Source organism: Nibricoccus aquaticus, from assembly GCF_002310495.1.
In the GTDB taxonomy this organism is placed as follows: Bacteria; Verrucomicrobiota; Verrucomicrobiia; order Opitutales; family Opitutaceae; genus Nibricoccus; species Nibricoccus aquaticus.
In genome coordinates this window covers 1171665-1193314 of the sequence record NZ_CP023344.1, presented here as the reverse complement: position 1 = coordinate 1193314, position 21650 = coordinate 1171665, and the positions used below count along the sequence as shown (strand labels likewise).

The window sequence follows — 21650 nt, the reverse complement described above, 5'->3', positions numbered from 1 at the left end:
CGAATCCCCGCATCCGAACTCCACACCTCTTTCCATGAAAACCTCACGCCTCCTCCGTCTCCGCCTCGGCTTGTTCGCCGCGGTATTCGCCTGGATTGCCACCCCGCTTGCCGCTCTGCGCGCCGCGCAGACCACCGTTGAGCAATGGGGCGTCTTTGAAGTCGCCCTCAAAGGTCCGAGTGAGGGCAACCCGTTTACGGATGTGCGCCTCACCGCGAATTTCACCGACGGTGTGCGCATGATCGAGGCAACCGGCTTCTACGATGGAAACGGTGTTTATCGCGTCCGCTTCATGCCCGACAAACCGGGCGCGTGGAGCTACGAAACGAAGAGCAACCGCTGGCCCCTCGCCGATAAGAGCGGCATCTTCACCGTCACGCCTGCCACCGGCAAAAACCATGGCCCGGTCCGCGTGCGCAACACCTACCACTTCGCCTACGCTGACGGCACGCCGTTCAAGCCGCTCGGCACCACGATGTACTCGTGGACACATCGCCCAAAGGAGATGGAAGAACTCACGCTCAAGACTCTCGCGAGCGCACCCTTCAACAAGGTCCGCATGGCGGTTTTCCCGCAGGCGCACGGCGTGAAGTTCATGCCGGTCGAACGCTTCCCGTTTCAGGGCAAAGCTCCGCGCGATTGGGATTTCACCCGCTTCAATCCCGAGTTTTTCCAGCATCTCGAAAAACGCGTCGCCGATCTCGCGGCGCTCGGCATCGAGTGCGACCTCATCCTCTTCCATCCGTACGATGACGACGAGGAGTGGGGTTTCGAGACGATGGATGCCAAGACCGACGATTTCTATCTCCGCTACGTCGTCGCCCGCCTAGCCGCCTACCGCAACATCTGGTGGTCCGTCGGCAACGAGTACGACTTCCTCCGCACCAAGACCGAGTCCGACTGGGACCGTTATTTCCAAGTCATCCAAAAGGCCGATCCGCACAATCACCTCCGCTCGATCCACAACGGTAAACTCATCTACAACCACAACCAGCCCTGGGTCACCCATGTGAGCATGCAAAACGGCATGGCCACCGAGGAAGCCGGTCGCGCCGAGCTTTACCGCGACGTCTACCGCAAGCCGATCGTGTACGATGAACTCAAATACGAAGGCACGCACGGACTCCGCTGGGCCCAGCTCTCCGGCCAGGAAATGGTTCACCGTTTCTGGAACTGCACCGTCGCCGGCACCTACGGCGGCCACAGTGAGTTTTTCGAAGACGAGCGCCAGGTCGTCTGGCTCGCTCAAGGCGGCGAACTGAAGGGCAATAGCGCGCCTGGTCTGGCCTTCCTCAAGAAGATCCTCGACGAAGCTCCGGCTGAGGGACTTGAGCCGCATGACCAGTGGCAGGATCCGCGCATCGCTGGAAAATCCGGTCACTATTATCTCATGTACTTCGGCGTTGAGAAGCCGACCTCATGGGCAATTGAACTCTACCGCAACGGCCTTCAAGACGGCATGCAGTTCAAGATCGAGGTCATCGACACCGCCGAGCACACCATCACGCCGGTCGAAGGCGTTTTCACGCTGAAGAAAAAAGACCGCTACAGCTTCACCGACCGCGACGGTCGTGAGGTCAAACTTCCCGGCAAGCCGTACATGGCGCTTCGCATCACCTACGCTGGCGGCACACCGCCGCTCTCCACGGCCAAGCCACCGATGGAGCCCTGAGAAAATTCTGAGGGGAACGCGTCGTCTGCGCGTTCCCCTTTCTCATTCCTGACTAAAACCTGGTTCACTTTTCCGCGCGTGCGAAACGCGCGCTTCATCACCGCTCCATGAAACACCTTCGCCTCAGTCTTCTCTCGCTTCTCGCCTGCGCCGCTGCGTTCACCGCGCGCGCTGCAACTCCTGCTGCTCCGCAAAAAGATGCCTATCTTTTCGCATACTTCTATGTAAACGGCGAAGACGGTCTCCATCTCGCGTCGAGCGATGATGGCTACCAGTTCGAGATGCTCGGCGGCGATCGCAGCTATCTGCGTCCGACGGTCGGCGAGCAAAAAATCATGCGCGATCCGTGTCTCTTCCGCGGACCTGACGGCACGTTTCACCTCGTATGGACGACTTCGTGGGGCGGCAAGACGCTCGGCTACGCTTCATCGAAAGACTTGATCACGTGGTCTGCGCAAAAAGAAGTCCCGGTCATGGCGCACGAAGCGCAGGCGCAAAATGTGTGGGCACCCGAGATCACCTTCGATCCGGTGAAGCAAGAGTACGTCATCTTCTGGTCCACGACGATACTCGGCAAATTCCGTGAGACGGAAAACACCAACCGCCGTCCCGAGCGCAATCACCGCATCTACGCCGTCACCACAAAGGATTTTGAAACCTTCTCGCCGGCGAAGCTCTACTACGACGGCGGCTTCAACGTCATCGACGCCACGCTCGCGCCCAACGGCTCCGAGTGGCTCATGTTCGTGAAGAACGAGCAGCTCACGCCGAAGACGGAGAAAAACATCCGCCTGATCCGCGCTAAGAGCATCAACGGTCCGTTCTCCGAACCCTCGGCTCCCATCAGCGGCTCCGCGTACTGGGCTGAAGGTCCAAGCGCCGTCAAAGTCGGCGACGAGTGGCGCGTCTATTTCGACAAGCATCAGGAAGGCAAATACGGCGCGGCCGTCTCCCGAGACCTCCAGACTTGGACTGACGTTTCCGAGAAAGTCTCGCTGCCCGTCGACGCTCGCCACGGCACCGTCATCGCCGTTTCCCGCGATGTGGTTGAAAATCTTCGTCGCAACGCACCTTCCGCCAATGTCGCGAAGGCCGGCACCTACAACGTCCTCGATTACGGCGCCGCCGGTGACGGCATCGCCAAAGAAACCGGTGCGATCAACCGCGCCATCAAAGCCGTCGAGCGCGCTGGCGGCGGCACGGTTTATTTCCCGGCCGGAAAATATCTCACCGGTTCCATCCACATGGTGGACAACCTGACCATCCACCTCGAAGCCGGTGCGGAGCTTCTCTACAGCGGCGATCCCGCTGACTCCGCGCTTGTCGAATCTCGCTGGGAAGGCACCAGCACTTTCACGCACGGCCCGCTCATCTACGCGAACGGCAAACAGAACATCGCGATCACCGGCCGCGGCATCATCAATGGCGTCGGCAAAAATTGGTGGTGGCGCACGACCGAGGGCTCGCCCGGCCCGAAGCGCGATCAGGCGATGATCGCTAAGACCGAGTGGCGCGAAAAAATCTACCCGCGCGTTCACAAGGAAGGAAAACTCGCGAAGGAAGAGTATAAGCTTTCCGCCGAGTTCACCCGCCCTTCACTCGTCGTTTTCTTCGAGTGCAAAAACGTCCGTGTCGAAGGCGTCACACTCACCATGTCGCCGATGTGGCTCATGCACGCGATCTACTCGGAAGACATCAATGTCACCGGTGTCCGTTTCGTTTCCGAACACGGCGGTCCAAACGGCGACGGCTTCGACGTCGATTCCTGCCGTAACGTCCGCATCTCCGACTGCTTCTTCCACACCGGCGACGACTGCATCGTCATCAAGTCCGGCAAAGACGACGACGGCCGCCGCGTCGCCCGACCGACCGAGTTTGTCACGATCACCAACTGCGTCTTCTATGCGGGTCACGGCGCCGTCGTTATCGGCAGCGAAACCTCCGGCGGCATCAACAACATCGTCGCGAGCAACAACGTCACCAAAGGCACCGATCGCGGCATCCGCATCAAGACGATGCGCGGCCGCGGCGCCATCATTCAGAACGTGCGCTTCGACAACTGGGTGATCGAGGACGCACCGCGCGAGGCGATCCACATCACCGCCAATTACGCGAAAGTCCCCGAAGAAGAAAAATCCGAGCGCACGCCGCTCCTGCGCAATATCTCCATCAGCAACATCACCGTCGTGAACGCGAAGCAGGTCGTCGGCATCGCCGGTCTGCCCGAGCAGGACATCGAGAACGTGCGTATGACCGACATCACTGGCACCGGCGAAATCGGCTTCGTCGCCGATCGCGTGAACGGCCTCGAACTCCGCGACATCCGCGTCGATGCGAAGACCGGCCCGGCCTTCACGTTCACCAATGCGAAGCGCCTATTCCTCGACACGCTCAGCTCGCTCGAATCGCCCGACCGCAGCCCGACCGTGAAGATCGAAAACGTCCCGGCTGACTCGATCATCAGCCGTGGCTTCACGGCCAAGTGAAATTAGTCTTAGGGCAGGAACTTGGTTCGCGCATCTTAGATAAGTGACGAACAACGGCGCCAACCAAGTTCACCTCCGCGCTCTGCCGTCATTTTCCCTCCTCCGATGAAAACCAAGTTCCCGCAAGAAGGCGTCTTTGCCGCTCTCGCCATTCCGACCGACGCCAAGCGTCGCGTCCTCAAGCGCGCCCTCGCGACGCATCTCGCCTGGCTGCGCTCGAAAGGCGTAGCTGGCGTTCTCGCGCTGGGCAGCACGGGCGACTTCGTCCGTTTCAACGTCGAGGAGCGCAAAGAGATTCTCGAAATCATCGCCGAACTCGCCGGACCGGAAATGACCGTCCTCGCGAACATCAGCGACGTGGACATCCGCAAAACGACCGAACTCGGCCGCTTCGCGCGCAAGCTGAAGCTCGCCGGTGTCGGCGTGATGCCGCCGAGTTTCTTCCCGGTGCTCCCGGCCGACCAACTCGCGTTTTTCGAAACCGCCGCCGAGGCCGCGCAACTCCCGGTCATGCTCTACAATTTCCCCGAGCTCACCGGCAACCGCATCGCCATCGAGACGATTGCCAAATTCGCCGACCGTCAGCGCATGGGCGGCATCAAGCAGAGCGGTCGCGAATTCGAGTACCACAAAGAACTCATCGCGCTCGGTAAGGAGAAAAAATTCGCCGTCTTCTCCGGCGCCGACACGCGCCTCTCCGAAGTCTTCTCGATGGGAGCGGCCGGCTGCATCGGCGGCCTCGTCAACATGGTGCCCGAGTACATGGTCGAGATCTTCAACATCGTGAAGAAAGGCCAGACTGGCGGCGACCTTGAGACCGCTGTTAAACGCATGAAGGAAGTGGGCCCGATCATCGACCAGCTCACATTTCCCATCAATGTCCCCGCCGGTGTCGAGGCGCGCGGCTTCGAACCGGGCGTGCTCAAGACCGTGATCTCCCGCGAATCCGAAAAAGCCTACGCGAAGATCGTGAAAGAACTCCGCGCCAAATTCCGCGAGTGGAAACTCCCGCTCGGGGAATTCAAGCGCTGAGGCGCAACGCGCACTCCGAGCGCGTTCAAGACCGTCGTCCGCAAAAAAATCATCCGCCATCCCGCATCGAACAGCGCGCTCGGAGTGCGCGCTCCACCTTAACCCGCTAGAACTTCACCTCTGCCCCGCCCGCCATGTCGCCTCATTTCACCACCTTGGATATGGTCATCCTCGTCGGCTACTTCGTGGCGACGATGGCGGTCGGTTTCTTTTTCTGGAAGCGCAGCCGCTCCGTCGAGAACTACACCGCCGCCGAGCGCAGCCTGCCGGGCTGGCTCACCGGTCTCTCGATCCTCGGCACGTACGTCAGCAGCATCAGTTTCCTCGCGCTGCCCGGAAAGGCGTTCGCCGCCAACTGGAATCCCTTCGTATTCAGTCTCTCGATCCCGCTCGCGACCTGGATCGCCGTGAAGTGGTTTCTGCCGTTCTACCGGAACGCCGGTCACGTCTCGGCGTTTCAGCATCTGGAGGCGCGCTTCGGCACGTGGGCGCGCACGTACACCGGCGTCTGCTACCTGCTCACCCAGCTAGCCCGCATGGGCGCGGTGATGTACCTCATGGCGCTGCCGATGAACGTGCTGCTCGGGTGGGACATCAAAACGATCATCCTCATCACCGGCATCTCGGTGACGATCTACTCGCTCGTCGGCGGCATCGTCGCCGTCATCTGGACCGACGCCGTGCAGACCGTGGTCTTGATCGCCGGTGCGCTCGCGTGCGCGACGTTGATGATTTTCAAACTTCCCGAGGGCCCCGGCCAGCTCTTCGCCATCGCCTCGGAGCACAATAAATTTTCTCTCGGCAGTTTCGGCGCGAGCCTGACCGAGTCCACGTTCTGGGTGGTGCTGGTTTACGGTCTGGTGATCAACCTGCAGAACTTCGGCATCGATCAGAATTACGTGCAGCGTTACCTCGCCTCGAAGTCCGATGCCGAGGCGCGCAAGAGCGTCTGGCTCGGTGGCCTGCTCTACGTGCCGCTTTCCGCCGTCTTCTTCTTCATCGGCACCGCGATGTTCGCCTACTACACGGCCAATCCCGCCGATCTGCCCGAGGTCTATCGCGCCGCGAATAAATCCGACTACGTTTTCCCTCACTTCATCGTTAGCGTGCTGCCGCCCGGCCTGACCGGACTGTTGATCGCCGCGATCTTCGCCGCCGCCATGAGCACCATCTCCAGCTGTCTCAACTCCTCGGCGACGATCCTGCTCAACGATTACTACCTGCGCTTCATCAACCGCAAAGCCGACAACCAGAAATCCATGCGCGTGCTTTATTCCGCCACGTTTATCTGGGGCGCGCTTGGCACCGGTGTCGCCATCATCATGACGGGCGCCCCCAGCGCGCTCGACGCGTGGTGGATGCTCGCGGGCATCTTTGGCGGCGGCACGCTCGGGCTTTTCCTGCTCGGCTTCCTTTCGCGTCGCGCGACCAACCGCGCCGCCCTCACCGGTGTCGCGGCGGGCGTCGTATTGATTCTCTGGATGACGCTCTCCTCCAAGGGCTGGCTCTTCCCCGAGGGGATGCGCAGCCACTTCCACACGTTCCTCACCATCGTCTTCGGCACCGTAGCGATCCTGCTCACCGGTTTGCTCGTCACGACCTTTCTTCCCGGCCGCCCGACGGCGGCAGAAGCGTCAAAAACTTCCCACTGATTTTATGAACGCAGCTAAAACCCTCCTCTGTGCGCTGGCCCTCGCGGGTCTTGTGGCACCCTCCATCGTTCATGCCGCCGACGCGAAAGCAGAGTCCGCAAAACCCGCCGCGCCCGCCGAAGTGCCCGCGCCGATCTCGCTCGATGGCGACTGGCAGTTCCTGCTGAAGCCCGATGAGGATGCAGCCGACGCACTCGGCAAATTCTACGCTGACGGTTTTGACGCCTCCGCGTTCAAGTCGATCCCCGTTCCGGCCAATTGGACGACGCATGGCTTCGAGGAGCCGCATTATGTGAACGGCACGAAGTCCGAAGGATTTTATCTCCACAGCTTCGACGTGCCTGCGGGCGCGAAGGATCGCCGTGCGATGCTCTACTTCGACGGTGTCTGGCAATCTGCGGAAGTCTGGGTCAACGGCCAGCGCCTCGGTCGTCACGACAGCGGCTTCACCGGTTTTGCGTTCGACGTGAGCAAGGCGCTCAAGCCCGGCGAGAAAAACAAGATCGCCGTCCGCGTGCGCCAGCAGACGCAGTCATTCAAACTCGATTCCAACGACGACTGGGGCCTGCCCGGCATCTATCGGAGTGTGCGCCTGGAGTTCACGCCGAAGGAGTGGTTCATCGAACGCGTCAGCGTCGTCACCGACTTCGACGAGCAGTTTCGTGACGCCGAACTCCGCGTGCGTGCGCACATCATGCGCAACGAGAAGATGGATTTTTTCTCCACGTCCGCGCCCTTCGATGTCCGTGCGATCCTGACCACGCTCGATGGCAAGGAAGTGCAGCAAGCGACTTATACGGCCACGATTACTGCGGCTCACAACGGCCGCGACATCCCGATCAACTTAATCGTGCGCCAGCCCGCGCCGTGGACCGCCGAAACACCCAATCTCTACAATTTGCGCGTTGAGCTGCATCACGAGGGCAAACTCGTGCACAGCTGGTCCGACAAGATCGGTTTCCGCGAAGTCTCCACGGCTGGCGGAGTTTTCCGCATCAACGGTCGCGCCGTGAAACTCCGCGGCGTTGCGCGTCACGATCAGCATCCCGATGTCGGCCGCGCTACGCGCCGCGAGCACTGGCTCGAAGACATCCAGCTCATGAAGGCGGCGAACATTAACGCCGTCCGCACTGCGCATTACCCGCCCGCTGAAGGCTTCATCAAACTTTGCGATGAGCTGGGCATGTATGTCGTCGAAGAAGTCCCGTTCGGTTTCGGCGGCGATCGCATGGGCGATCCGTCGTTTGCCGAAGGCGTTTTCCTCCGCGTGTACGAGACGATCAACCGCGACCGTAACCGTCCGTCGATCGTCGTCTGGAGTGTGGGTAACGAAGATCCGATGAGCGCGCTGCACGTCGATGCGCTTCGCGCCGTCAAAGGCCTCGATTCCACGCGTCCGACCTTGCTGCCGTTCCGCTCCGAAGTCGGCTTGCCGCCGGAAGTCGATTTGATCGCGCCGCACTATTGGAAAGCGGAAGAATACGATCGTCTCGGTGCGTGGGCCGATCGCCCGTTCATCACCACGGAATACTCGCACGCGCTCGGCGGTGATGATTTCGGTGAACAGCAGGAACGCTGGGACGCGATTGCCCGCCATCCGGCTGGCGCGGGCGGCATGATCTGGATGTGGGCCGATCAAGGCCTGCGGCGTAAGATCAATGGACGCGAAGTGTTCGATCCGATGCTCGACAAGAAGAAGTACACGCGCGAAGGCGCCGAGCTCGTGAAGGAAAAGTCCGCGAGCAAGGACGAGATCTACGACTCGCATGGCAATCACGGCACGGACGGAATCGTCGACGCTGACCGCAAACCGCAGATCGATTATTGGGAGACGAAAGCCTCCTACGCACCGGTCCGCGTGATGGTTGACCGATTGCCGTTTGTCGCGGGCCAGTCCGAGGTGATCGTTCCCCTGCGCAACGCGTACGATTTCACCGACCTCTCCACGGTCTCGGTGAAGTGGAATCTCTACCGCGACGCGAACGTCGTGGCCTCCGGCGAAATCAAACTGCCTGCCACAATTCCGCATGCGGAAACGCGGATCGGAATTCCGACAACGGCGATCCCGCGCGATGTCGCTCCGGGCGTTTCTTATCTCCATCTGTTCTTCACCGATGCGCAGGGCCTGCAGATCGCACAGCGCAGCGTGCGTCTCGATGAAGTCGCTGCCACGGCAGTTGCTCCAGCTACGAAGGTCGAGGTGAAGGCCGAGAAGAAAGACGACGCGCTCGTTGTCACCGCCGGACAATCCGTCTACAGCTTCAACTCGAAGAGCGGCCAGCTCACTTCGCTCGAACTCGCAGGCGAAAAGATGATCGATGGCGCGACGCTCGTCGTCTGGCGCAATCCGACTTACAGCGAGGCCAACGTCATCGATCGCCGCAAAGTGACCTATGAGTGGAAAACCTTCCTGCAAAACATGCCGGCAGTCGCGTCGGCGTTTGAGTTTAAAACCGACGACAAGGGCGTGCTCATCACGACCACCGTCGATTACAAGGCCGACAACAAGAACAGCGTCGCGGTTAATTACACCTACCGTATCGGCACCGATGGCTCGCTCTGGGTCGACTACGTCGTGAAGCCCAAAGTTGATCTCCCTTGGCTCTTGGAAATTGGCCTCGCGCTGAAGACTCCTGATGAGCCGCAGACGATCACCTGGCTCGGTTACGGTCCCGGCGCGACGATGCCGAACCGCCATGCGAGCGCGCTTTTCGGCCAGTGGATGTCGCCGCTTTTCAGCGGTGAATCCCGTGGCACGAAGTCAGGCGTCGAGTGGTTGCGCCTTGCGGGTTCCGAAGGCCGCGCGCTTCAGGTCAAAGGCATTCAGGGGTTCCGTCTCGATGCTGCAAAAGAAGGCGACGTCACGCTGCGCGTTCTCACGCACATCGCCGGTGCCTGGGTGAAAGGTGGCCCGGCGGAGCGTCCTGAGTGGCGGCTCGATCTCAAGGAAGACGGCACGGGCGAATTCAAGGGCGGCCTCCAGATCGCTCCCGTGATCGATGTCAATGCGGGCAAAATTCTCGAACGTGCAGGCGATCTTCCCAAAACGCCCGCCGTGATTGGCGGCGGCATCATCAACGACAATCCTTCTTACCCGTCCTGCCATGCATCGACCATCGCGGAGATTTCTCCCGGCGTGCTTGGCGCGGCTTGGTTTGGCGGCACGCGCGAGCGTCATCCGGATGTGGAGATCTGGTTTGCCCGCCAGGAAAACGGCAAGTGGCTGCCTGCGCAGGCAGTCGCTAACGGCGTTCAAGCTGACGGCAAACGCGAGCCCACGTGGAATCCGGTTTTGTTCCAACCGAAGAAAGGCCCGCTCGTCCTCTTCTACAAAGTCGGTCCGTCACCCGCCAAATGGTGGGGCGAAGTGATCACGTCTAAAGATGGCGGCAAAACCTGGAGCAAGCCGGTGCGCCTGCCCGACGGCATTCTCGGGCCGATCAAAAACAAGCCGGTTGAGCTCGCCGACGGTTCGTGGCTCTCGCCAACGAGCACTGAGGGTAACAAAGACGGCTGGCGCGTGCATTTCGAGCACTCGACCGATCAGGGCAAGACTTGGAAAATTCTCAGTCAGGTGCCGAAGGGCGAAAAGAACTTCGACGCGATTCAACCGAGCATCCTCTTCCACAAAGATGGACGCTTGCAGACGATCTGCCGTTCCAAGAGCGGCGTGCTCGCGAGCAGCTGGTCGAGCGATCAGGGCAAAACCTGGACGCCATTTGAAGCGAGCGAACTGCCCAATCCGAACTCCGGCACCGACGCGGTCACGCTCGCGGATGGCCGCCAGTTCGTGATCTACAATCATACCTCGCCGCCACCCGAGCGTCCTACCAAGGGCGTGCGTTATCCGCTCGATGTCGCGGTCTCGGACGACGGCGTGAAGTGGCGCCGGGCCGCTACGCTCGAAACCGAGCCGGTCAGCGCGGGCTACGCATATCCTGCGGTCATCCAAGGCGCTGACGGTCGCATCCACGTGACGTACACGTGGGACCGCAAGCGCATCAAACACGTCGTCCTCGATCCGAAGAAACTCTGACCATGCGAACGCTTTTCCGCCTCCTGCTTGTCACGCTGACGTTCATGTCTGCCGCTCAGGCGGCGGATTACCGGGTTGCCGATCTGAAAACCGAGTACAGCGTCGATCCGCTCGGCATCGATTTGGCGCAGCCACGGTTGCAGTGGCGGGTGGAAAGCGGCGAACGTGGGCAACGTCAGACCGCTTATCAAATTCTCGTCGCGTCTTCAGCCGGCGAGCTTGCGGGGGATCGCGGCGATCTTTGGGACAGCGGACGCGTTGAAAGCAGCGAGACGACGTTTATTCGTTATGCCGGGGCCAAGCTGGTGTCGGCGCAGAAAGTGTTTTGGAAAACGCGCTCGTGGGATCGCGCGGGAAAGCCGTCCGCGTGGAGCACTTCCGCGACATGGACGATGGCGCTCCTGGAGCAGACGGACTGGAAAGGCATCTGGATCACGCCGCAGACGAGCAGCGAAGCGGTGATCATGCGCCGCGAATTTGCCGTGAAGTCCGGCCTGAAACGCGCGCTCGCGTTTGTCTCGGGCGTTGGAATCTACGAACTCGGTTTCAACGGGAAGAAGGCGGGCGATGATCTGCTCGCGCCTGGCTGGACCAATTTTGATGAGACCATTCTTTATCGTACGGAAGACGTGACGGCTTTGCTCACAGAGGGTACGAACGCGGCCACGATGGAGCTCGGCAACGGCATGTATCATGTCGTGCGTCGCAATCGTTTCGCCAAGTTCACCGGTTCGTTTGGGCCGTTGCGCGCGATGCTGCATCTCCAGCTGGAATATGCGGATGGCTCGGTCGAAGTCGTTGGCACCGATGAGAAGTGGCGCACGGATCCCGGCCCGGTGACGTTCAACGGCATTTTTTCCGGAGAAGATCATGATGCGCGCAAAGAGCCGAGTGGCTGGCGCAACGCAGGTTTCAATGATTCGGCGTGGCCGAATGCGGTCCCTGTGAATCGTCCGGCGTTTGTGCTCAAGGCGCATAGTCGGGACTCCGAGCCATTGCGTGTGATCGAGACGCGCAAGCCGGTGTCGGTGCGTGAGCTGAAGCCCGGGCTGACACTCTACGATTTTGGACAGAACACGTCGTTCATGCCGCGCATCCTCGTGAGCGGGCCTGCGGGCTCGACGGTGAAGATGACCCCTGGCGAAGTCATCAACGAGGATGGCACGATCGATCGAGGAACCATGGGCGGCGCACATCGCGGTTCGGCTTGGTGGCAGTACACGAAGGCGACGGACGGCGAGGAGACGTGGTTCCCGAAGTTTTACTACGTGGGCTCACGCTATCTCTCCACGGAGTTTATTCCTGCGACGGAAGGCGGTGCATTGCCGAAGTTGGAAAGCGTGGAGATGGCGATCGTTCACGCCGTGGCGGAGCCTACCGGGCATTTCGAGACGTCGAACGGGCTGTTCAACCGTATCCGGGATCTGGTGCGCTGGGCGCAGCGTTCGAACATGGTGTCGGTGCTGACGGACTGCCCGCATCGCGAGAAGCTGGGCTGGATCGAGCAGTTTCATCTCAACGGGCCGTCGATCCGCTACGAATTCGACACGGCGCGTATCTTCACGAAGGCGATGTGGGACATGGCTGAGGCGCAGACGGAGGAGGGGCTGATTCCGAATATCGCGCCCGAGTACACCAAGTTCAAAGGCGCGTTTCGCGGAGCGGCGGAGTGGGGCGCGGCATTTATTCTCGTGCCCTGGCAGCAATACCAGTTCACCGGCGATGTGGAGCTGCTGCGCTCGCACTACGGACGGATGAAGACGTACTTCGCTTATCTGGAGAGTCGGACGCAGGACGGGATTTTGTCGGACGGGCTCGGCGACTGGTACGATCTCGATATCAATAAAAAGGGCCGGGCAGGCCTCACGCCCGCGCCCATCACGGCGACGGCGTTTCTATTCCATGATGCCGAGATGCTCTCGCAGATCGCCCGGTTGCTCGGGAAGAAGGACGATGCGGCGATGTATGCGGAGAAGGCGAAGGCGATCCATGCGCGTTATCAGAAAGAGTTTTTCAAGCCGGAGACCGGCACGTACGCCACGAACTCGCAGGCTTCGAACGCGCTGGCACTCGGGCTGAACATCGCGGAATCAACGGCCCGGGAGAGTGTGCTGGCGTCTCTGGTGAAGGACGTCGAGGAGCGCGGTTATGCGACGGCGGGCGACATCGGATTTCGTTATCTGCTGCGCTCTCTCGCGGACGCGGGGCGCTCGGATGTCGTGGCGAAGCTGATCAATCAGGATGAAAAGCCCGGGTATGGTTATCAGATCAAGCAAGGCGCGACGGCGCTGCCGGAGTCGTGGAATGCAAGCCGCGGGGCGTCGCATAATCACTTCATGCTCGGGCAGGTCATCGAATGGTTTTATCACGACCTCGCTGGCATCCGGCCTGATCCGAGTGCGCCGGGATTCAAGCGGTTCATCATCGCGCCGCAGCTGGTCGCGGAGACGACGTGGGTGGATGCGAGCTACGAATCGATCCACGGAAAAATCGCGGTGCGGTGGGAGCGCGCGTCGGTGGGAGCACCGCTGACGCTCAAGGTAACGGTGCCGACAAATACGACGGCGATCGTTTATCTGCCGCAGACGGGTGCCGGGGATGTTCGAGAAAGCGGGCGTCCGCTGACCCTTGGAGACCCCAATGTGAGGCTCGCGCAGAAAGGCAGAGCGCTCACGGCCCTCGAAGTAGCCTCGGGCAGCTATGTGTTCGAAGTTCGCTGAGCGTTTGAGCTCGGCGTGAAATGAAAAGGCGCGGTCTGTGAAGACCGCGCCTTTTGCGTTTTGAGAGAGTGAACTGCGATGCGGAGGCTTACTTTTTGCCGGAGGCGGCTTCGGCGTCGCGGCGGGCTTTCCAGTCGATGCTGCTTTGCTTTAAGTCGTAGCCTTCGTTGGAGAGGTAGTTGTTGATGCGGCCTTTGTACTTGCCGAAAATTTCGTCTTTTTCGTGGGAGCTGACGCCGTCGATGCCTTCTTCGCGGGCTTCGAGGAGCCAGTCGTAGATTTTTTTCTTCTGCTCTTCTTTGAGTGAGGGGAGTTGCTGGAGGTAGCCGTTGTAGGTGACCTGTAGTTTGTTATAGGTGAGCTTGTCTTTGACGGTGTCCACTTGAGCCGGGGTGAGGTCTTTCGCGAGGTCGGCGAGGAAGGTGTCGCGGGCGGTTTTGCGGGCGGCGTAGATGGCGGCGATTTCGGATTTCGCGGGCTCGGCGTCTTTCGTTTTGCGGAGCTCCTTGAGTTTTTCTTCGTGGGTTTCCTGCCAGGCGTTGAGGGAGCGATATTGGGCGATGATGCGGGCCTGGACGCGGGCGGCTTTGGTGGAGTCGCCGAGTTCGAGGGCGGCGACGATCTTGGAGGAGCGTTCGTCGAGGACTTTGGTGTAGGCGGCTTCTTTATCGGCTGGGGCGGCGGGAGCAGGATCGGCGGCGCGAGCGGAGCCGAGCAAGAGAGCGGAGCCGAGGATGCTCAGGGAGAGGAGGCGGAGGGAGTTCATGGCGGTGGTTAAATATTAGCGGAGGCGTTTGAGCTGGCCGTCGAGGATGTAGGTCTGGCCGGCAAGGGTCGCGATGTCTTCGGTGAAGCGGCCGAAGCGGAGGCGGCAGGGCTGGCCGAGCGTGGAGCGGACGATGACGCGGGTGAGGGCGCCGTCCTGCCATTCGAGATCGATTTCGAAACCGCCGCGGGCGCGGAGGCCGGTGATGCTGCCGGTGGGCCAGGCTTTCGGAAGAGCCGGGAGGAGATCGAGAATGCGGAGAGCTTTATCGCTGGGCGAGAAGGCGTGGCTTTGTAGCAGCATCTCGGCTACGCCGGCGGTGGCGCCGAAGTTGCCATCGATTTGGAACGGGCCGCAGAGATCGAAGAGATTGGGGAGCGTGCGCTTCTGGAGGAGGCCGGCGAGCTGGCTGAAGGCATAGTCGCCGTCGCCGACGCGGGCCCAGAGCGGAATGCGCCAGGCGAAACTCCAGCCGGTAGAGCCTTGGCCGCGCCAGGCGAGGAGTTTTTTCGCGGCGTCGTAAACGGCGGGCGTGGCGGGCGTGATGTCGGTGCCGGGGTAGAGCGCCCAGAGCGGGGACATGTGGCGGTGGTTGTTGTCGGGGACGTCCACGTCGTCGAGCCACTCCTGGAGCTGGCCGTGTTTGCCGATCTGATTGGGAGCGAGCTGGGCGTAGAGGTCGGCGATTTTGCCGGCGAATTCGGTATCCGTTTTAAGGATGGCGGCGGACTCGATGACGGAGCGGAAGAGAGCGCGGATGAGTTGTTGATCCATCGTGGGGCCGATGGTGAGCGGGCCTTGTTCGGGGGAATGCGAAGGGCTGGTGACCAGCCAGCCGGTCTTGGGATCTTTGACGAGGAACTCGGCGAAGAATTGCGCAGACTCGCGCATGACCGGGTAAGCGCGTTTCGCGAGGAACTCGCGGTCGCCGGTGAAGAGGTAGTGTTCCCAGAGGTGGTGGCAAAGCCAGGCGCCGCCAGTGGACCACATACCGTCGATGTTGTTTACCGGGGCGGTGGCCCGCCAGAGGTCGGTGTTGTGATGGAGCACCCAGCCGCCGACGCCGTAGTTGGTGCGGGCGGTGCGGCGGCCACTGACGACGACATCGTCGATGAGATCGAACATGGGCTGGTGGCACTCGCTGAGATTAGTGATCTCGGCGGGCCAGTAATTCATCTCGAAGTTGATGTTGGTGGTGAATTTTCCTTCCCACGGCGGGTTCATCTCCTCGTTCCAGACGCCTTGTAGATTGGCTGGCTGGGAGCCGGGGCGGCTGCTGGCGATGAGGAGGTAGCGGCCGTATTGGAAGTGCAGTGACGCAAGGGCGGGGTCGCTGATGAGGCCGTTTTCCTTGAGGCGTTTCTGGCGCTGGTCGGTGGGGAGCGCGGCGGCATCGGTCGAGCCGAGGTTGAGGGAAACGCGGTTGAAGAGGTTGCGGTGATCGGCCTGATGGGCGCCGAGGAGCGAGGCGAAGGACTCGTTTTCCAGGCGGGCGAGATAAGCGGCGCAGCGTTCGGCGGGGTTGGCGGAGATGTCTTCGTAGTTTTTGAAGCTGGTGGCGGCGACGAGGACAAGGAGGACGCTGTCGGCGTTTTTGACGACGATCTTGTTCTCCGAAGGCTCCGTGGTGCCGCCGGTGGCTATGAGGCGGACGCGGGATTCGAAGCGGAGGCCGTCGGCGGCGATCTGGCCGGAGAGGGCGAGGGTGTCGGTGCCGACGAGACGGTTGGCGGCGCTTTTGTGCGGGCTCTCGCTGCGGAGGATGACGTTGAGGGCGCCGGGTTTGTCGGCGGTGAGGCGGATGACGATGGCCTGGGCTGGGTAGCTGGCGAAGACCTCGCGCGTGTAGGTGGTCTCCTCGAAGCGGTAGGTGGTGCGGGCGACGGCGGCGTCGAGGTCGAGTTCGCGGCGGTAGCTGGTCGCCAGCTGGTGGCCTGGGAAGCTGAGGCGCAAATCGCCGAAAGGTTGATACGCTTTCTGGCGGACGGGGTCGCCGATGAAGTGGGCGCGGACGAGGTCGTTGGCGCGTTTGCTGTCGCCGTCGGCGATGGCTTTGCGGATGGCGGGGAGATGCTGGACGGCGCCGGGGCGGGCGTAGTCGTGGGGTTTGCCGGTCCAGAGGGTGTCTTCGTTGTACTGGATGCGTTCCTCGGCGGGGCTGCCGAAGATCATCGCGCCCATGCGGCCATTGCCGACGGGGAGGGCTTCGGTCCATTTGGCGGCGGGTTGCTCGTACCAGAGGACGGGCGGCGGGGTGGAGCTGGTGGCGAGCGATGACGCTGCGGCGAGAGCGAAGACGAAGACTCCGGCGAGTGAGCGAAATGAGAAAGGCATGGGTGGTTAACGCCGGAGCGGGAGATTTATTGCACGAGAAGATTCACGGTGCGCGTGAGCGAGTCGCCCTCGGCATCGGTGACAGTGAAAGTGAAGGAGGCGAGTCCGGTGAAGCCGGGGGCGGGCGTGAAGCGGGCGGCTTTGCCGTCGGGGAGAATGACGAGTTCGCCATTTTTGGCAGAGGCGACGGTGAAGACGGGCTTGTCGGTGAAGCCGGCGGTGAGGTTGGAGAGGATGGAGAACGGGAGCTCGGTCGGCTGGCCGGCGGGGATCGAGGTGCGGGGCGTGGCCATCCAGGCGAGGTAGTCTTCGAGATCGGTGAAGCCGTTGGCGTCGCGGTCGGCGTTTGAGTCGCTGTAGTCATTGGCCGGAGACGCGGGGTTGGAGCCGTGGAGTTTTTCCCACCAGTCGGGGAGGCCGTCGTGGTCGGTGTCCCACGAAGCGTCGCGGCGGATCTCGGGAAGAGCTTCCCAGCCGCCGGAGTCGACCTGGGTGTCGGGCATACCGGGGAGGCCGGTCTTCGAGCCTTTGAAGGAGTAGGTGCCGGCGAGCGTCTCGGAGATCATGCGGGTGTCGTGATTATCGAGGGCGGGGGCGTTGGCGCCGACATCGGAGAGGACGACTTTATAGGCGTGGCGGGCGGACTGGGTGGTGACGTGCGACGGGAAGAAAGGCTGGTCCACGTAAACCTCGTAGGTGGGCATTTTGGCGCCGAGCTCGGTGCTGACCATGCGGCCCTTCTTCTGTGATTTCTCGTCGAATTTGCCGGGCATGACGTTTCCGGCGAAGTAGTAGCGCTGGGTGCCGGGGAAGCCGCCGTACTGGGCGTTGAGGGCGTAGAACATCGTGGTGGCCGCGCCGGGCTTGTAGTAATTGTTGACGAAGTTGACCTCGTGAGCGCCGCCGTCCGTGGCGCGGCGTCCCCAGTTGTACACTACGTTGTTGGTGATATCGAGGCGGCCAGTGAAGGCGCCGCCTGCACCGAGACCGCCAGCGAGGGACCAATTGCGGCCGTAGTTATGGGCGAGAAGATTGTGGTGGAAGGAACCGATGTCACCGCCGATGGAGGCCGCGAAGCCATGGGGTTTGCCCGCTTCGTAATTTTTGTGGCCGGCGGCGTTGAGGGCTTCGGAGATGAGGGTGCGCTGGAGTGTGATATTTTTCGCGCCGCGGGAGCTGAAGGATTCGTCGATGGTCCAGCTGATGGAGCAGTGATCGAAGATGGCGTGGTCGGTGCCGGCCATGCCCATGCCGTCGAGGGTGACGCCGGCGATGTTGCCGGGGCGGACGCGGAGGTGGCGGATGATGGAGTCGTGGGCGCCGAGGAGGCCGAGGTTATATTTGCGGATGGTGATGCCTTTGCCGGGGGCGGTCTGACCGGCGATGGTGATGAACGGATTCCGGACGGGGAGTTTGCTCTCGAGGGTGATGAGGCCGGAGACGGTGAAGACGACGGTGCGGGGGCCGTCGGCCTCGACGGCGGCGCGGAGGGAGCCGGGGCCGGAGTCGTTGAGGTTGGTGACCTCGATGACGCGACCGCCACGTCCGCCGAGGGCGAAGCGACCGTAGCCCTCGGCTCCGGGGAAGGCGACGCGGCGGGGTTGGAAGGACCAGACCTCACCGCGAGTGACAAGACCAGCGGCATCGACTTCGTCGATACGCCAGAAGTGGCGGACGAGCGGACTGAGTGCGCCAGGGGAGAAGGCAGGCTTGGAAACGGGGCCGCGGTATTCGGGGGATTGCGGGGTGGCGTTGGCGACGGCTTCGAGGCTGGTGCCGAGGTAAACGTGATGAGTGACCGCAGAAGCGGCGGGAACCCAGGTGAGTGAAAGCGGGGCGGTGTCGGCGTCGGTGTGGTAGTCGCCGTGAGCGGGGGAAGGCTGGCGGGCGCGGAGGGCGGGGCTGGAGGCGTCGAGCTCGAAGCCGTTGAGGATGATGTTGCGGCGTTTTGCGGAAGGGTCGGCGGAGGCGGGCGAAGGCGTGAAGGCGATGACGACCTCCTGGCCGGCGGTGGCGTTGAAGGTGAGGTAGGCGAAGGCGGCGGTTTCGTCGGTGGCGCGGCGGGACGGGGTGAGGCCGGAGATTTGCGCGGTGCCGTTGATGGCGATGTCGATTTTGCCGTAGGGATTTTTGGAGTCGTCTTCGGAGATGTTGTGATAGGTGACGAGGGTGTGAGGGCCGGGAGTGAGGCCGCGCATGCGGAGTTCGAGGACGGAGGTAGTGTCGCCGTTGTCGAGAGTGACGCCGTCCACGGCCATGCGGGAGCCTTCGAGGGCGCCGAATTTCCACCACGTGGTGGCGATGCCTTTGCCGGGGCCGCGGTGGGTGAGCTTGAAGGAGAGGCCGGCGATTTCTTTCTCGTCGGAGGCGCCGTTTTTAACGGGCCATTGGTTGAAGTGAGGGGCGATGGCGTCGCTGCGACCGGGGATGCTGAAGTCGACTTTGAGCGGAGTGGCGGATTGCGCGGAGGCGGAGGAAAGCAGCGCGGAGAGAGTAAGGCCGAAGGCGAGTGAGCGGGGGAGATGCATGGAGGAGGCGGAGTAATCCGGAGGCGCGCAAAGCGGGTGGATGGGCGGAGGGTAGCGCGGGGGAGCTTATCGGAACATTATGGTGCGGGGAGGCGGCGTAGGTTTTCTGAAGCGCCGGTGTGTTTAGGATCGAGGCGGAGGCATTCGGAGAAGTGGGCGCGGGCTTGGGCGAAGTCGTTTTTTTGGGCGTAGGCGATGGCGAGCTGGTTGTGGATTTCGGCGAGGGGCGGGGATTTTTCCTGAATGAGGCGCTGGTAGTGAGGGATGGCGTCGTCGAGATCGCCGAGCTGGAGGAGAGTGTTGGCGAGGAGGTAGCGGGATTTGCGGTCGGCGGGGGCGAGCTGGAGGGCGGCTTCGAAGTGGGGGACGGCCTCGTCGGGCTCGCCGGATTTGAGGAGGACTTCGGCGAGCGTGGATTGAGCGGCGGCGTCGCGGGGGTTTTGGGTGACGGCGAGGGCGAGCTCGCGGCGGGCATCGGGGAGGCGGCGTGTGGCGAAAAAAAGGATACCGAGCTGGGTGCGTGCGGAGGGGAAGGCGGGGGCCTGGGCGAGGATGGCTTGGTATTCGGCGAGGGCGGCGTCGAGTCTGCCGGAGGCGGCGAGGGCTTGGGCGTGGGAGAGGCGGAGGAGGAGGGAGTCCGGGTGGGCGGCGGTTTGTTTTTCGGCGAGGGCGAGGGCGTCGCTGGTTTTGCCGAGGCTGAGGAGTGCGCGGACGAGGAGGTCGCTGGCGGCGTCGCCTTGTTTAGGATCAGAGAGGGCGAGGCGGAGCGGGGCGGTGGCTTCTTCGTAGCGGCCGAGGGAGAAATAGAGGGAGCCGAGGTTGTAGGGTGCGCCGGTTTTGCGGGGGGCGAGCGCGATGGCGTTGTTGAGCCAGCGGAGGGCTTCGTCGTATTCGCCTTTCTGACCGAGGAGCAGGCCGAGGTTGGACATGCTTTCGTAAACGTCGGTGTAGGTGCTGGGGACGGCAGCGAGGGCGGTGCGGTAGAGGTAGATGGCCTCGTCGGCTTCGCCTGTGTCACCGGATTTGGTGAGGGCGTGAGCGTAGCCCATGATGTTGACCGGATCGCTGTGGAGCTGCATGGCCTGGCGGAAGGAATTCTTGGCCTCGTCGGGGAGATTTTTTTCGAGGTAAACGTAGCCCATGGAGTGCCAGGCGCGGTCGTTGGTGGGGCGTTTGGCGAGGGTGTCGGACCAGATGGATTCGACGGAGTGGTAGTCGCGGTTGCGGTCGAGGGTGATGAATACGAGGGTGAGGGAGAGAGCGGCGGTGAGGAAGCAGGCGGCTTTTTCACCGAGGAGGCGGGCGAACAGGAGTACGGTGCCCGCGAAGAGCGGGGCGAGGGCCAGGTAAGTGCGGTGTTCGGCGATGGTCTGGGTGGCGACGGGGACGAGGGTGGTGGGGGCGAGGACGGCGAGGAAAAGAACGCCGAGGAAACCGGAGGGACGGTTGTGCCACCAGCGTTTGAAGATCCACGCGATGGCCACGATCAGCAGAGCGGCGGGCCAGGCGATGGAGTTGAAGGAAGTGATGAGTTCGCGGCCGTAATCGAACACGATGGGGGAGGGCCAGAAGGCGAGGCGCAGGTAGTGGGTGATCGCGAAGGCCTGAGTGTAGATATAGTCGATCCAGCTGGTGCCGGCGTGGAAGCCGGCGGTGTTTCCGCGGGAGCCGCTCTGGATGATGCAGAGGATGAGGACGGCCCAGGTGGAAAACAGGGCGAGGTAGAAGTGTTTTTTGGTTTTCCACGCGGACGGCAGGTCGCGGCTGAGGAAGGCGCGGTCGTAGAGGAGGACCAGGAGCGGAGCGGAGACCATGACCTCCTTGGCGGCCATGCCGAGGGCGCAGGCGGTGACGGTGGCGATGAGTAGGAATCGCGAGCGATGGGGCGGGGTGGTTTGCGAGCGCAGGAACAGGTAAAGGGTGAGGAGGTAGAAAAAGGCGGCGAGGGATTCGGCGCGTTGGACGAGGTAGGTGACGGACTCGGTTTGCAGCGGGTGGAGCGACCAGAGAAGGGCGATCGCTAGCGAGTGGGCATGGGGGAATCTGGGGGCGTATCGGGAGACTGAGGACAGCTGGAGGGTGCCAAGAACCAGTGCGTACAGGAGGCAGGCGTTGGCGGCGTGGATGGCGATGTTGACGAGGTGATGGCCCGCGAGGGTGCCTGCGCCGAGGCGATCGCTGAGTGCGAAGGAGAGGTTGAGCAGAGGCCTGCCGCTAACGGTGACGCCGCTGTCGGCGGGTGGGCGGAGGGATTGCCAGAGGCTGTCGAGGGTGAGGTTTTGCTGGATTGAGGCGGTGTCGTCGAAGAGGAACGGGACGGAGAGCGTGTCGTGGTAGGCGAAGGTGATCGCTGCGATCAGGACCAGGGGCGCAAGCCAAGCGAACAGGCGTGGGGAGGTGGCGGTGTGGGTGGCCTTCGTCATT

General features: G+C 62.2%; 10 protein-coding genes. 6 read left to right on the top strand and 4 right to left on the bottom strand.

Annotated features, from left to right (window positions below):
* The first annotated feature begins 34 nt into the window (after nucleotides 1–34).
* From CMV30_RS05035 to CMV30_RS05010, 6 genes are all read left to right on the top strand, one after another.
* Entirely contained in the window at nucleotides 35–1672 is a 1638-nt protein-coding gene (locus CMV30_RS05035; protein WP_096055000.1) for a DUF5060 domain-containing protein, read from the top strand.
* Between the two features lie 107 nt (nucleotides 1673–1779).
* Entirely contained in the window at nucleotides 1780–4158 is a 2379-nt protein-coding gene (locus tag CMV30_RS05030) for a glycosyl hydrolase family 28 protein (RefSeq protein ID WP_096054999.1), read from the top strand.
* Between the two features lie 105 nt (nucleotides 4159–4263).
* Nucleotides 4264–5190, top strand: coding sequence for a dihydrodipicolinate synthase family protein (locus CMV30_RS05025; RefSeq protein WP_096054998.1), 927 nt, complete (start codon nucleotides 4264–4266; stop codon nucleotides 5188–5190).
* A 134-nt stretch (nucleotides 5191–5324) separates the two neighbouring features.
* Nucleotides 5325–6842, top strand: coding sequence for a sodium:solute symporter family protein (locus CMV30_RS05020; protein WP_217494462.1), 1518 nt, complete (start codon nucleotides 5325–5327; stop codon nucleotides 6840–6842).
* Between the two features lie 4 nt (nucleotides 6843–6846).
* Nucleotides 6847–10878, top strand: coding sequence for an exo-alpha-sialidase (locus CMV30_RS05015; protein ID WP_096054996.1), 4032 nt, complete (start codon nucleotides 6847–6849; stop codon nucleotides 10876–10878).
* A gap of 2 nt (nucleotides 10879–10880) precedes the next feature.
* On the top strand, nucleotides 10881–13598 hold the full coding sequence (locus CMV30_RS05010) for a family 78 glycoside hydrolase catalytic domain (protein ID WP_096054995.1): 2718 nt from the start codon (nucleotides 10881–10883) through the stop codon (nucleotides 13596–13598).
* 88 nt (nucleotides 13599–13686) lie between these two features.
* On the opposite strand, the gene CMV30_RS05005 is transcribed toward CMV30_RS05010, so the two are convergent.
* From CMV30_RS05005 to CMV30_RS04990, 4 genes are all read right to left on the bottom strand, one after another.
* A complete protein-coding gene (locus CMV30_RS05005; protein WP_096054994.1) occupies nucleotides 13687–14364 on the bottom strand; it encodes a DUF3826 domain-containing protein in 678 nt (225 codons plus the stop codon).
* A 15-nt stretch (nucleotides 14365–14379) separates the two neighbouring features.
* Nucleotides 14380–16698, bottom strand: coding sequence for a glycoside hydrolase family 95 protein (locus CMV30_RS05000; RefSeq protein WP_096054993.1), 2319 nt, complete (start codon nucleotides 16696–16698; stop codon nucleotides 14380–14382).
* A 26-nt stretch (nucleotides 16699–16724) separates the two neighbouring features.
* Nucleotides 16725–19226 carry an Ig-like domain-containing protein gene (locus CMV30_RS04995; RefSeq protein ID WP_096054992.1) on the bottom strand — a complete coding sequence of 834 codons (2502 nt, stop codon included), beginning with the start codon at nucleotides 19224–19226 and terminating at the stop codon, nucleotides 16725–16727.
* A gap of 77 nt (nucleotides 19227–19303) precedes the next feature.
* Nucleotides 19304–21649, bottom strand: a complete 2346-nt coding sequence (locus CMV30_RS04990; protein ID WP_096054991.1) for a tetratricopeptide repeat protein — start codon at nucleotides 21647–21649, stop codon at nucleotides 19304–19306.
* Nucleotide 21650: the final 1 nt, after the last annotated feature.